Consider the following 13,919-nt stretch of genomic DNA (forward strand, 5'->3'; position numbering starts at 1 on the left):
ACCACCTCGCCGCCGCGCAGCAGCGGCACCCACAGCTCGTAGGTGGCGGCGTCGAAGGAGTGCGGGGAGTGCAGCAACACGGCGCGGTGCGCCGCGCCGTCCCAGCGGGCGTCGGCCGCCAGCGCCAGCACGGCCGCCTGCTCCACGGCCACGCCCTTGGGCGCGCCCGTGGAGCCGGAGGTGTACATGACGTAGGCGAGTTGTCCGGGGTGCGCGGGCGCGGGCGGCTGCCACGGGGCGCCGGCGGGACCGGGCGCCGGGCCGGCCGGGGGCGGGGGCAGGATCGGGAGCGCGCCCGCGGCCTCGGCCGCCCGGGCGTCGTCGGCCGCGGCGACCAGGGCGATGGCCCCGGCGGCGGCGAGCACGGCCCGGCAGCGCTCGGCCGGCCAGCTCGGGTGCAGCGGCAGGTAGCCGGCGCCGGCCCAGGCCACCGCGAGGAGGCTGGTGACCAGTGCGGGCGAGCGCGGCAGCGACACGCCGACCACGGCCTCCGGGCCCGCGCCGGCCGCGCGCAACCGCTCGGCCTGGTGGGCCGCGCGGGCGGCGAGTTCGGCGTAGCTGAGCCGGCCGGTACCGTCCGCGCGCCGCACGGCCGTGGCGTCGGGGGTCGCCGCGGCCTGGGCGGCGAACGCGGCGGCGATGCCCGTTCCGGTCGCGTCACGCGGGGCGGTCGGTGACGCCTGGGCGAGGGCCGGCAGCGGGCGGGCCGGGGCGCCGGTCAGCCGCCAGCGCGGCGGGCGGTGCGGGTCGACGGTGTCCACGGAGCCCACCGGGGCCTCGGGGGCGCGCGCCAGGTGGTCGATGGCGGCGGCCACGCGGCGGGTGATGTCGCGCGCGGCGTCGGCGTCGCAGAAGTCGGTGCGGTACTTCAGCGCGAGCCGCAGTCGGCCGGCCTGGGCGGTGACGGAGAGGGTGAGCGGGTAGTGGGTGGCGTCCCGGCCGCCGACGCCGCGCACCGCGAGGCCGGCGGCGCGCTCGCTGCCGCTGAGTGCCTCGTCGTCGAAGGGGTAGTTCTCGAACACCATCATGGTGTCGAAGAGTTCGCCGTGCCCGGTGGCCCGCTGGATGTCGGCCAGGCCCAGATGCTGGTGGTCCAGGAGCGCGACCTGCTCGGCGTGCACCTCGGTGACCAGCTCGCGCAGCGGGCGCCCCGGGGCGAGCCGTACGCGCGCCGGCACGGTGTTCACGAACAGGCCGATCATCGACTCGACGCCGGCCAGCTCCGGGGGCCGGCCGGAGACGGCGGCGCCGAACACCACGTCGTCGCGGCCGGTGAGTTGGCCGAGCACCAGGCCCCAGGCGGTCCGCACCAGGGTGCTGAGGGTGACGCCGACGGCCCGGGCCGTGGCGTCGACGGCGGCCGTCGCCCGTGGGGACAGGGTCAGCTCGGTCTCGCCGGGGACGGCGGCCACGCCCGTGCCGCCCGCCGGCGCGACGAGCGTGGGCCGCTCGAACCCGGCCAGCGCCCGCCGCCAGGCGGCCAGCGCCGCCTGTGCGTCGCGCCCGGCCAGCCAGCGCAGGTAGTCGGCGTACGGGCGGCGGGTGGGCAGCGGCTGGTGCGCGTACGCGGCGAACAGGTCGGTCAGCAGCAGCGGCGCCGACCAGCCATCCATCAGCAGGTGGTGGCTGGTGAACAGCAGGCGGTGCCGGTCGGGGGCGACCCGGGCCAGCGTGAAGCGCAGCAGTGGCGGCCGGTCCAGGTCGAAGCGCTCGACGCGGTCGGCCTCGGTGAGTTGGGCGAGCGCGGCGAGCGGGTCGGGCTCGGCCCGCAGGTCGCGCTGGCGCCAGGCCACGGGCGCGGTCGCCGTCGTGTAGCGCACCAGGGTGCCGTCGGCGAGCTGTCGGAACCCGGCGCGCAGGCTCGCGTGCCGGTCCACGACGGCCTGCGCGGCCCGGCGCAGCCGGTCCGTGTCCAGCGCACCGGTCAGCTCCAGGTCGAGTTGGACGACGTAGACGTCGAGGGCGTTGGTGTCGGCGAGCGCGTGGTAGGCCAGGCCCTGTTGGAGCGGTGACAGCGGCAGCACGTCCGCCAGGTCCGGGTGGGCCCGCTCCAACTCGTCGATCCGCGCCTGGTCGAGGCGGACCAGCGGGAAGTCGGAGGGGGTGTGCCCGCCGCAGGTGCCGTGGCCCGCGTGCTCGGCCAGCTCGCGCAGGGTCGCGGTGAAGCGGTCGGCGATACGGCGTACCCGCTCGGCGTCCAGCGGGCCTGGCGGGTAGGTCCAGCGGACGGTCAGGCTCGGGCCGTGTGGTCCGCCGATGGCCGATGCGTGCACGTCCAGCGCGTGGTCGGCGGGGAGGCGGGGGTCGGTGGGGGCGGTGACGGCGTCGGACTCGGGGGCCGGCGTCCAGCTTCCGCCGACCGGGTCGCCGCCGGGCGCGGCGCCGTCGAAGCGGCCCAGGTAGTTGAAGGCGACCTGGGCGCCGCTGGGAGCCTGCGCGTACAGCAGCCCGTAGCCGGTGCCCTGGCGCGGCACCGCGCGCAGTTGTTCCTTCACGCGCTTGACCGCGGCGGCGGCGCCGACCGCGCCGGGGGCGACGCGGACCGGGTACTGGGTGGTGAACCAGCCGACCGTGCGGGAGAGTTCGGCGCCCTCGACCAGTTCCTCGTGGCGGCCGTGCGACTCCAGGTCGATGAGGAGGGAGTCGGCGGCCTGGTGGTCGCCTTCGCCGTCGTCCCGTTCCGCGGTGACGGCCAGGGCGAGGGCGGCGAGCAGCACGTCCTCGGGGGTGGCGTGGAAGGCGGCGGGCACCGCGCCGAGCAGCGGGCCGGCCAGTTCGGGCGGGAGGACGGTGCGCAGCGTGCGGCAACCGGCGGCGGTGTCGGTCGCGGGGTCCAGGGGCCGCGTCCCCAGCGGGGGTTCGGCGCCGGTCAGGGTCGCCTCCCAGTGCGCGCGCTCGTCCTCGTGCCGGTCCGCGCCGGCGCGCAGTTCCCTGGCCCAGTGGCCGAAGGAGGTGCCGGGAGCCGCCAGCGTGCGGGCGCCGCCGGTGGCCGTGGCGCCCGGCCCGGTGTCGTCGCCCGGGTGGTCGCCGAGGAGGGCCGCGAGGGCGGCGAGCAGGACGCGCCAGGAGACGCCGTCCACGACCAGGTGGTGGATGGTCAGCAGCAGTCGGCCGCTCTCGCCGTGGCCGGCGTCGAACCACACCGCCTCGACCAGTCGGCCTCGTTCCGGGTCCAGCCGTTCGACGGCGGCGGCCGAGTGCTCGGCGACCTGGGCGCGCAGCCGCTCGGGACCGGCGTCGGCCGCGTCCACGACGGTGAGTTGGTACGCGTCACGGGTCGCGGCCCCCGTGGGCCGGTCGGCTGTGAGGGCGGGTGCGCCGGTGGCGTCGCGGACCACGGTGGCGCGCAGCATGCCGTGGGTGGCGACCAGTTCGCCCAGGGCGGCGGCGAGGGCCGGCTCGGTGAGCGTGCCGGGGACGCGGACCAGCATGGACTGGTGGAAGGTGCGCCAGGCGGCGGGCCGGCCGGCGAGCCAGTGCATGAGCGGGGTCAGCGGCACGGTGCCGCCTTCGCGGGCGCCCGCCGCGGCGGGCTCGGCATCGCCGAGGGGGCCGACCACGGCGGCCAGCGCCCGCGGGGTGCGGTACTCGAAGATCTGTCGGGCGCTCAGGGCGAGGCCCGCCGCCCGGGCGCGGCTGACGAGTTGGATGGAGGAGATGCTGTCGCCGCCGATGGCGAAGAAGCTGTCGTCACCGCCTGCCGGCGCGCGGCCGAGCACCTCGCCGAAGAGCGCGGCCAGCGTGGCGGCGGTGCCTTCGAGTGGCCGCTCGTCGGTGGCGGTCGCGACGGGCGCGGGCAGTGCCGCGCGGTCCACCTTGCCGTTCGGGCTGAGCGGGAAGGCGTCCAGCTCCACCAGGACGGCAGGGACCAGGTAGTCGGGCAGCGTCCGGGCCAGGGCCGTCTGGAGCGCGGCGCTGTCCAGCGGGTCGCCGCTGCCTCGGTCGGCCACCAGGTAGCCGACCAGCAGCGGTTGGCCGGGCTGGTCCTCGCGGAGCAGCACGGCGGCCTGCCGTACGCCGGGCAGCGCGCCGAGCGCGGCCTCGATCTCGCCCAGTTCGATGCGGAACCCACGCAGCTTGACCTGGTCGTCCGCGCGGCCCAGGTACTCCAGGACGCCGGCCGTGGTCCAGCGGGCCAGGTCGCCGGTGCGGTACATGCGGGCGCCTGGCGGGCCGTACGGGTCGGCGACGAAGCGCTGCGCGGTCAGGCCGGGGCGCGCGTGGTAGCCGCGGGCGAGGCCGGTACCGGCGACGTACAGCTCGCCCGGGGTGCCGGGGGGCACGGGTCGCAGCGCGGCGTCGAGCACGTAGGTGGCCGTCTCGGTGACGGGCCGGCCCACCGGTACGGGGCCGCCGCGCAGGGCGCCCGGGTCGCAGCGCCACAGCGTCGCGTCCACGGTGGTCTCGGTCGGCCCGTACGAGTTGAACATCGGGGTGTGCGGCGCCCAGGCGCGTACGAGTTCGGGCGCGCACGCCTCGCCGGCGACGATCACGGTGGTGCCGGGCGCGACGGCCCGCTCGGGGAGGGCGGCGAGCACCGCGGGCGGCACGGTCAGGTGGGTGATCCGGCGCTCGGCGACGAACCGCGCCAGGGGCTCGCCGAGTCGCCGCTCGGCTGGGACGATCTCCAGGCAGCCGCCGGACAGCAGCGCCATGACGATCTCCCACAGGGAGGTGTCGAAGCTCAGCGAGGCGAACTGGAGGACCCGGGAGCCGGGCCCGGCCCCGAAGCCGTCGATGACGGTGTCGGCGAGGGCGGGCAGCCCCGCGTGCGTGACGACGACGCCCTTGGGGCGGCCGGTGGAGCCGGAGGTGTAGATGACGTACGCGGCCGAGTCGGGGCGCAGCGCCCGCCACGTTGCGGGGTCGGTGGCCGGCTCGGGGTCGGTGGGCGTGGCGGGCAGGGTCAGCGTGGGCAGCCCGGCGGGGGTCGGCAGGTGGTGGCCGGGCGCGACGAGGGCCAGGGTCGGCGCGGCGTCGGTGAGCGTGAACCGCACCCGCTCGGCGGGGTAGTCGGGGTCGACGGGCAGGTAGACGGCGCCCGCCTTGTGCACGGCGAGCAGCGCGGTGACGGCCTCGACGGTGCGCGGCAGGGCGACCGCCACCCGGTCGTCGGGCCGTACGCCGTGCGCGATGAGGGTGTGGGCGAGCCGGCTCGCCGCGTCGTCCAACGCGCGGTAGGTGAGGGCGAGGTGGTCGCCGGTGAGCGCGGAGGGGCCGGCGACGGCGGGCGCGGTGCCGTCCGCCGCGACGCGCGCGGCGAACAACGCGGGGAAGGTCGACGGACCGCCGGCGGGCAGAGCACGGCCGTGCGCGGCGGGCCCGGTGGCGGCCGGCCGGCGCACGGGGGCGGCCGGCGCGGCGCCGGTCAGCGCGGTGCCGGTCAGTGCCGCGCGCTCGGCGGCCGAGAGCACGTCGAGTCGGTGCAGCGGGACGTCGGGCTCGTGGGCCGCGGCGGTCAGCAGGCGCACCAGGCGGTCGGCGAGCGCCTCCGCCGTGGGCCGGTCGAAGAGGTCGGTGGCGTACTCGAGGATGCCGTCGATGCCGTCGGCGCCGGCCCGTTCGGCGAGCGTGAACGTCAGGTCGAACTTGGCGGCCTCGCCGAGCGCGGGCACGGCCGTGGTCCGCACGCCGGGCAGCCCGATCTCGGCGGCGGACCGGTTCTCGTAGGCGAGCATGGTCTGGAACAGCGGGTGCCGGGCCAGTGAGCGGTGCGGGCTCACCACGTCCACCAGGTGCTCGAAGGGCACGTCGGCGTGGGCGTAGGCGGCCAGGTCCACGGCCCGGACGCGGTCGACGAGCGTGCGGAAGGTGGGATCGCCCGAGGTGTCGGTGCGCAGCACCAGGTTGTTGACGAAGAAGCCGACCAGGTCGTCCAGGGCGGCGTCGGCGCGGCCGGCGACGGGGGTGCCGATGACCACGTCGGTGCCGGCGCCGACCTTGGTCAGCAGGGCGGCGAGCCCGGCGTGGGCGGCCATGAACAGCGACCCGGAGGCGGCGCCGGCCACCTCGCGCAGGGCCCGGTGGGTGGCGGCGGGGACGCCGAAGCGCACGAAGCCGCCCCGGTAGCTGGGCTGGGCCGGCCGGGGCCGGTCGGTGGGCAGGGTCAACGCGTCGGGCAAATCGGCGAGTTGGGTACGCCAGTACGCGACCTGCGCTTCGAGGGGGCCGCCGGGCAGCGCACCGTCCTCGTCCCAGCCGAGCACCTCGCGCTGCCAGAGGGTGAAGTCGGCGTAGCTGACCGGGAGCGGGGCCCAGGCGGGCGCGGCGCCCTCGCGGCGGGCGGCGTAGGCGGTGGCCAGGTCGGTGAGGAGCGGGCGGGCCGACCACTGGTCGGCGGCGATGTGGTGCACGACGAGGGCGATGACGTGCTGCTCGGCGTCGAGGGCGAGCAGCGTGGCGCGCAGCGGTATCTCCCGCTCCACGTCGAAGGCGGCGCCGGTGAGCTGGGCCAACTCGCGCTCCAGGAGCCTCGGCGCGACCGCGCGCACCGGCAGCACCTCGCCGATCTCGGCGAGCGGCACGAGAGCCTGGTGGGGCCGCTCGTCCGCGGCGGGGAAGACGGTACGCAGGCTCTCGTGCCGCTCAAGGACGTCGCGCACCGCGGCGCGCAGCGCCGGCACGTCCAGCGGTCCGGTCAGCCGGGCGACGAAGGGGATGTTGTACGTGGCGTTCGGACCGTGCAGTTGGTGCAGGAACCACAGCCGGCGCTGGGCCGGCGAGAGCGGCACCCGCTCCGGGCGCGGGCGCGGCACCAGCGGCGCGCGGCGGGAGCTGCCGGGCTCGGCGCGGCGGGCGAGCCCTTCGACGGTGGGCGCCTCGAACACGTCGCGCACCGACACGTCGGCGTCCAGGGCGGCCCGTACCCGGGAGGCGAGTCGGGTGGCGAGCAGCGAGTGCCCGCCCAGGGCGAAGAAGTCCTCGTCCACGCCGACGTGCGGGACGTCGAGCAGGTCGCGGAAGAGGCCGGCGACGATCTCCTCCTGCGGGGTGCGCGGAGGGCGCCCGGCGCGCGGCCCGGCCCGCTCGGGCTCGGGCAGCGCCCGCCGGTTGAGCTTGCCGTTGCCGGTCAGCGGCCACCGCTCGACGCGCACGACGGCCGCCGGCACCAGGTAGCCGGGTAGCCGGTCGGCGACGCGGGCGCGCAGCCGGTCCACGTCCAGGTGGTCGGTGGCGGGGCGCACGTAGCCGATCAGGCGGGTGCCGCCGTCGGGCGCGGGGCGGGCCAGCACGACGGCGTCGGCGACCTCGGGGTCGGCGGCGAGCGCGGCGCGGGCCTCGCCGGGCTCGACGCGGAACCCGCGGATCTGCACCTGTTCGTCGGCCCGGCCCAGGTAGTCGAGTTCGCCGTCGTCGCTCCAGCGGGCCAGGTCGCCGCTGCGGTACATGCGGGCGCCCGGCGGGCCGAACGGGTCGGCCACGAAGCGGGTCGCGGTCAGCGCGTGCCGCCCCAGGTAGCCGCGGGCGAGCCCGGGCCCGGTGACGTACAGCTCTCCCGGGTGGCCGGGGGCAACGGGCCGCAGCGCGGAGTCCAACACGTAGACGCCGAGGTCGTCGATGGGCCGGCCGACGGGGCTGAGCGGTCGCGAGGCGGCTCCCCCAGCGTGTTCGGCGCTCTCGCCGGCCTCGACAGCCTCCCCGGCCTCGGCAGGCTCGGAAGTCTCCCCGACCCCGCTGGCCTCGGCCTCAAGTATGTGCTGCGTGACATGCACCGTGGTCTCGGTGATCCCGTACATGTTGACGAGTTCGGGGCCGTCCGCGCCGTAGCGGGCCTGCCACGGCGCGAGGCGGGGTGGGTCCAGGGCCTCGCCGCCGAAGACGACGGTGCGCAGGGTGAGCGGGGCGGCGTCGGCCGGGGCGGCGCACTCGACCTCGGCGAGTTGGTGGAACGCCGACGGGGTCTGGCTGAGGACGGTGACCCGCTCGGCGGCGAGCAGGGCGCGGAACTCCTCCGGCGCGCGCGTGGTGGCCGGGTCCACGACGACCAGCCGCCCGCCGTGCAGCAGGGCGCCGAAGAGTTCCCAGACGGAGAAGTCGAAGGCGTAGGAGTGGAAGAGGGTCCACACGTCGGCGTGGTCGAACGCGAGGAGTTCGCGGGTGGCGTCGAAGAGGCGCAGCACGTTGCCGTGCGGGACGACGACGCCCTTGGGGGCGCCGGTGGAACCCGAGGTGTAGATGACGTACGCGGTGTGGGCGGCGGTCAGCCGGGGCGCGGGGGCCGGCGCGCCGGCCAGTTCGGCGAGGCGCGCGGCGGTGTGCGGGGCGTCCAGGGCGACGCGCGGCACGCCGCCGGGCTCCTGCGGGAACGTCTCGCCACGGGTCAGCAGTGCGACGGGGGCCGCGTCGCGGAGCACGGTGGCGGCGCGGTCGGCGGGACCGTCGGCGACCAGGGGCAGGTAGCCGGCGCCCGTCTTGAGTACGGCCAGCACGGCGGCGACCTGGTCCGTGGACGGCGGGAGGGCGAGCGCGACCAGTTCACCGGGGGCCGCGCCGTGCTCGCGCAGCAGCGCCGCCAACTGGTCGGAGCGGGCGTCCAGTTCGCGGTAGCTGAGGTGGATGGTGCCGTGCGTGACGGCGGTGGCGTCGGGGTCGCGGCGGGCGGCGCGGGCGAAGCGGGCGGTGAGGGTGTCGTCGTCCGCCGGGGCTTCGATGGTCAGCGGGGCGCCGTCGGACAGGGCGCGGCGGCGCTCGTGCGGGGCGAGGAGTTCGACGGAGCCCACCGGGCGGTCCGCGGCCCGCGCGTACGCGCCGAGCACGCGCGCGTACGCCGCGCCCAGCGCCCGCGCCCGCTCGGCGGTGAGCTGGTCGGGGCGGTAGCGCAGCGCGACGCGCGGGTTAGGCCCCGGGTGGACGACGACGGTGACCGGGTAGTGGGTGGCGTCCTCGCCGCGTACGGAGGCGACCCGTACGCCGCCCGCGGCCTGGGCGGCGGCCAGCCCGTCGGAGTCGACCGCGAAGTTCTCCACCACCAGGAGCGTGTCGAAGAGTTCGCCGATGCCGGCCGCCTGCTGGATGCGGGCCAGGCCGATGTGCTGGTGGTCCAGGAGGCGGGCCTGGTCGCGCTGGAGGGTGTGGGCGACGTCGGTCAGCGCGCGGGCGTTGGGCGCGTGTACGACCACCGGCAGGGTGTTGATGAACAGGCCGATCATGGCGTCGGCGCCGTCGAGTTCGGCGGGGCGGCCGGAGACGGTGGTGCCGAAGGCGACGTCGGGGCGGCCGGTGTGTCGGGCCAACGTGGCGCCCCAGGCGGCCTGGTAGAGCGTGCTGGTGGTCAGGCCCTGCGCGCTGGCCAGCGCGGCGAGCCCGGCGCCGGTGCCCTCGGGGAGGGTCAGGTCGAGTTGGTGGGGCAGTTCGGGTACGCCGGCGAAGGGCCCGGGGACCAGCAGCGTCGGCTCGTCGAGGCCGGCGAGCGCGGCGCGCCAGGCGGCCTCGGCCGCCGCGTCGTCCTGTCCCGCGAGGTGGGCCAGGAAGTCCCGGTAGGGGCGGACCGGCGGGAGCGCGCCGTCCGAGCCGCCGGCCGCGTAGCAGGCGAACAGCTCCTTGCCGAGCAGCGGCACCGACCAGCCGTCGATGAGGATGTGGTGGGCGCACAGCAGCAGGTGCCACGCCTGGTCGCCGAGCTTGATCAGCGTGAGTCGCAGCAGCGGCGGTTCGGTCAGGTCGAAGCGGCGGGCCCGGTCGGCCTCGGTCAGCCGGGCGAGTTCGCGCTCCCGCTCGGCCGCCGGGTACGCCGACAGGTCGTGCTCGTACCAGGGCAGTTCGCAGTGGTGCGGGATGACCTGGACGGCGCGGTCCAGGCCGTCCTGGAGGAAGGCGGCGCGCAGGTTGGCGTGCCGGCGCAGCAGGCTCCGGCCGGCCGCGCGCAGGGCCCGGCCGTCGACGGGGCCGCGCAGGTCGAAGGCGAGCTGCATGGTGTAGACGTCCAGGGCCCGCGCGTCGAACGCGGAGTGGAACAGCAGGCCCTCCTGCAACGGGGACAGCGGAAGGATGTCGTCCAGGCCGTCGTGCTCACTCACCGGTTCCTCCATCGTGCTTGGAGCAGGGCGCTCTGTTCTGGGCTGAGCGGGGAGAGCGGCGGCCCGGCGGGCCCGCGCTCGGGTGCGGGCGCCGGCCGCGGCTCGGCCGGCGTCGGCCGCGCGCTCGCGGGCCGCGGTGGCTCGGCGCTGTCGTGCGGGTGCTGGCCGGCCGCGTCGGCTGGGCTGGCTGGGCCGTTCGGGCCCCTCTGGTCGACCGGGTCGCCGTGGGCCAGGCGGGCCAGGGCGGCGAGCCACAGCGCGCCCAGCTCGGTCACCTCGGCCTCGGTCAGCGAGCTGGGCGCCCAGGTGAGCCGGGTGTGCAGGGCGGGTCCGTCCGGGGTCTCCCGGGTGACGGCGTTCAGCTCCAGCGGGTGGGCCATCGCCAGCGCGCCGTCGATGGCGCCGCCGAGCACGCCGGCCTCGGGCGCCGCCGACCAGGGCCGGTCGTCGGACGCGGCGGCGAAGCGGCCCAGGTAGTTGAAGGCGATCCGTGGCGTGGGGGCCTCGCGCAGCGCTGCCCGTCCCTCGGGGTCGAGGTGGCGCAGCAGCCCGTAGCCGATGCCGCTGTCGGGGATGGCGGCCGTCGCCTCGCGTACGCGGCGCACCGCTTCACTGACGGGGCCGGTGACGGGGGCGTCCAGGAGGACCGGGTAGAGGCTGGTGAACCAGCCGACGGTGCGCGAGAGGTCGGCGCCCGGGCGGATGTGTTCCTCGCGGCCGTGGCCCTCGACGTGCACCAGGAACCGGGCCCGCGCGGCGCCGCCCCACGCGCCGACGGCGCTGGCCAGCGCGGTCAGCAACAGGTCGCCGACCCCGGCGCGGTACCGCTCGGTCGCGGTGGTCAGCAGCGGGCCGGTGGCCTCCGGTGGCAGCACCACGACGCGGTGTCGGGCCGCGCCCACGGTGTCGGTGACGGGTCCGTCGGCCCGCCCGCCCGGCAACCCGGCCGGGGCCGCCAACACCTGGCGCCACAGCGGGAGTTCGGCCCGGCGCTGGGCGGCGACGCGCGGCAGGTCGGCGGCCCAGGCCGGGAAGGAGGTAGGTACCGGTGGCAGCGCGGGGCGCCGCCCGGCGGCCACGGCCTGCCACGCCGCGCGCAGGTCGTCGACCAGGACGCGCCAGGACACGCCGTCCACGGCCAGGTGATGGATGACCAGCAGCAGCCGGCCGGGGCGCGCGGGCCCGTGGTCGAACCACACGGCCCGCACCATCCGCCCGCGCGCCGGGTCGAGCCCGTCGGCCGCCGCCTCGACCGCGGCCTGGGTCGCGGCCTCGGTCAGCGGTCGCGTGTCGGCGACGTGCCGCAGCGGCGGTTCGGGGGCCGCGTCGGCCGCCTCCGGTACGTCGAAGGTGCCTTGCTCGGCGGTCAGGTCCACGCGGGCCCGTAGCATCGCGTGCCGGTCGACCAGCGCGGCCAACACCGTCTCCAGCTCGGCGCGTTCGATGCCGGGTGGCAGGGTGAGCAGCATCGACTGGCTGAAGCGGCCGGTGGGCCCGGCGCGCTCGGCCAGCCAGCGCATGATCGGGGTCAGCGGGGCGGGCCCGGCCGGCGCGGCGGGCGGGGCGGTGGGTTCGGGGGCCGGCGCGGGCTCGGCCCGGTCGGCGACGAGCGCGGCCAGCCGGCGCACGGTCGTCTCCTCGAACACCTCGCGCGGGCTGATCCGCAGGCCCGCCGCGCGGGCCCGGGCCACCAGGTGCATGGACAGGATGCTGTCGCCGCCGAGCGTGAAGAAGCTGTCGTCGGCGCCGACCGTCGGCAGCGCGAGCACCGCCGCGAACAGTTCGGCGAGCAACTCCTCGGTCGGCCCGGCCGGCCTGGCGTGCCCGATGGCCGCGGCGAAGTCAGGCGCGGGCAGGGCGGACTGGTCGAGCTTGCCGTTGGCGGTGACGGGCAACCGGTCCACCACGACGAGGGCGGCGGGCACCATGTGCTCGGGCAGCGTGGTGGCGAGTTCGGCCCGCAGCGCTTCGGTGTCCACCGCGCCTGACCGCTGCCCGCTCGGGGCCTCGGGCCGCGCGGCCGGGACCAGGTAGCCCACCAGTCGCTTGGGGCCGCCGCCGTCGGCGCGGAGCACGACGGCAGCCGCGCGCACCTGGGGCGAGCGGGTCAGGGCGGTGGTGATCTCGCCGAGTTCGACCCGAAAGCCCCGGACCTTGACCTGGTCGTCGCCCCGGCCGTGGTAGCGCAACTGGCCGTCGGGCCCCCAGGAGACCAGGTCCCCGGTGCGGTACAGGCGGGTGCCGGGCGCTCCGAACGGGTCGGCCACGAAGCGTCGCGCGGTCAGCCCCGGGCGCCGCAGGTAGCCGCGGCCCACGCCGTCGCCGCCCACGTACAGCTCCCCCACCACGCCGGGCGGCACCGGGCGCAGCAGCGGGTCGAGGACGTGCGCGGTGGTGCCGGGCAGCGGGCTGCCGATCGGGGGTGAGGCGGCGCCGGCGAGCGGCCGGCTCATGGTCACGCAGGCGGTGGCCTCGGTCGGCCCGTACGCGTTGACCATGCGCCGCCCTGGCGACCAGCGGGCCACCAGGTCGGCCGGGCACGCCTCGCCGCCGACGACCAGGGTGCGCAGGCAGTCCAGGCCGGCGGGTTCGAGGCCGGTGAGCGCGGTGGGCGGGATGAGGGCGTGGCTCACGCGGTGCTCGGCGATGGCCTCGCCGAGCGGTTCGCCGGCCAGCGGTCCGGGCGGCGGGACGACCAGCGTCGCGCCGGTGGCCAGGGCCATCAGCGTCTCCATCACGGAGGCGTCGAAGGAGGGCGAGGCGAGCGCGAGGACGCGGCTGTCCGGGTCGACGGCCAACCGCTCGGCTTGGGCCCGCGCGAGCGCCGCCAGGCCGTGCTGCTCGATCACCACGCCCTTGGGCCGGCCGGTGGAGCCGGAGGTGTAGATGACGTACGCGGCGTCGCGCGGCGAGGGCGCGCCGCTCGGCTCGGGCTCCCCCGGGCCGCTGGGCGGGTTCTTGCCGGCGGTCGGGTCCTCGCCGGTGGTCAGGTCCTCGATGTGCAGCGGGCGGGCGTCGGTCGCGGGCACCTGGTCGGCCAGGGCGCGGGTGGTGAGCACCAGGGCCGGGGCGGCGTCGGCGAGCATGAACGCGATGCGCTGGGCCGGGTAGTCGGGGTCGATGGGCACCTGCGCCGCGCCCGCGTACTGCACCGCGAGCAGCGCGACGGTCAGGTCGACGGAGCGCGGCAGCAGCAGGGCGACCAGCCGCCCGCGGCCCGCGCCGTGCGCGGCGAGCCGCCCGGCCAGGTGCCGGGCCCGCGCGTCGAGTTCCCGGTAGGTGAGTTCGCCGGTGGGCCCTGTCACGGCGATGGCCCGCGGGTTAGCCCGTACCTGGTCGCCGACCAGGCGCGCCCAGGTGGTGGGGGGTGGCGCCGTGGGGCCCTGGCCGTGTTCGGCGAGTGCGGCCCGTTCGGCGGGCAGCAGCAGGTCGAGCGCGCCGATCGGGGTGTCGGGCGAGGTCACGACGGCCCGCAGGCCCGCTACGACGCGTTCCGCGATCCGCCGTACGGCCGTGGCGTCCAGCGCGTCGCCCTGGTACCTCAGGCGCAGCGTCAACGCGTCGCCGGGGATGGCGACGCAGGTGAGCGGGTAGTGCGTGGCGTCCCAGCCCTGGACGTCGGCCACGGTCAGGCCGGTGCCATCGGTCAGCTCCGCCAGGTCGTCCACGGGGTAGTTCTCGACGGCCGTCAGCGTGTCGAAGAGGGTGCCGATGCCGGCTTCGCGCTGGATGTCGGCCAGGCCCAGGTGCTGGTGCGGCAGCAGGGTGGTCAGCTCGTCCTGGACGCGGGCGAGCAGCGCGCCGAGCGGTTCGCTGGGGCGCAACCGGACGCGGACCGGGACCGTGTTGACGAAGAGGCCGATCATGTCGGTGACGCCGGGGACCTCGGCGGGGCGGCCGGAG

Annotated in this window: 2 protein-coding genes (both only partly in view); both read right to left on the minus strand. The window is 77.2% G+C overall.

Features of this window, described 5'->3' with window-relative positions; all coding sequences use genetic code 11:
- On the minus strand, positions 1 to 10,016 hold the 5' portion of the coding sequence (locus tag AC3CHW_RS02510) for a non-ribosomal peptide synthetase (RefSeq protein ID WP_488469401.1). The gene continues 6,214 nt to the left of window position 1, outside the view; the window shows 10,016 of its 16,230 coding nt (coding positions 1-10,016); the start codon lies at positions 10,014 to 10,016; its stop codon lies beyond the left edge, outside the window.
- A protein-coding gene (locus AC3CHW_RS02515; RefSeq protein WP_488469402.1) for an amino acid adenylation domain-containing protein crosses the window boundary here: on the minus strand, positions 10,013 to 13,919 show its 3' portion. Its footprint extends 13,892 nt past the window's final position; the window shows 3,907 of its 17,799 coding nt (coding positions 13,893-17,799); the start codon falls outside the window, past its right edge; its stop codon occupies positions 10,013 to 10,015. Before AC3CHW_RS02515 ends, AC3CHW_RS02510 begins: the two co-directional genes overlap by 4 nt.

The organism is Streptomyces sp. MGP-BFMKR1, assembly GCF_057766585.1.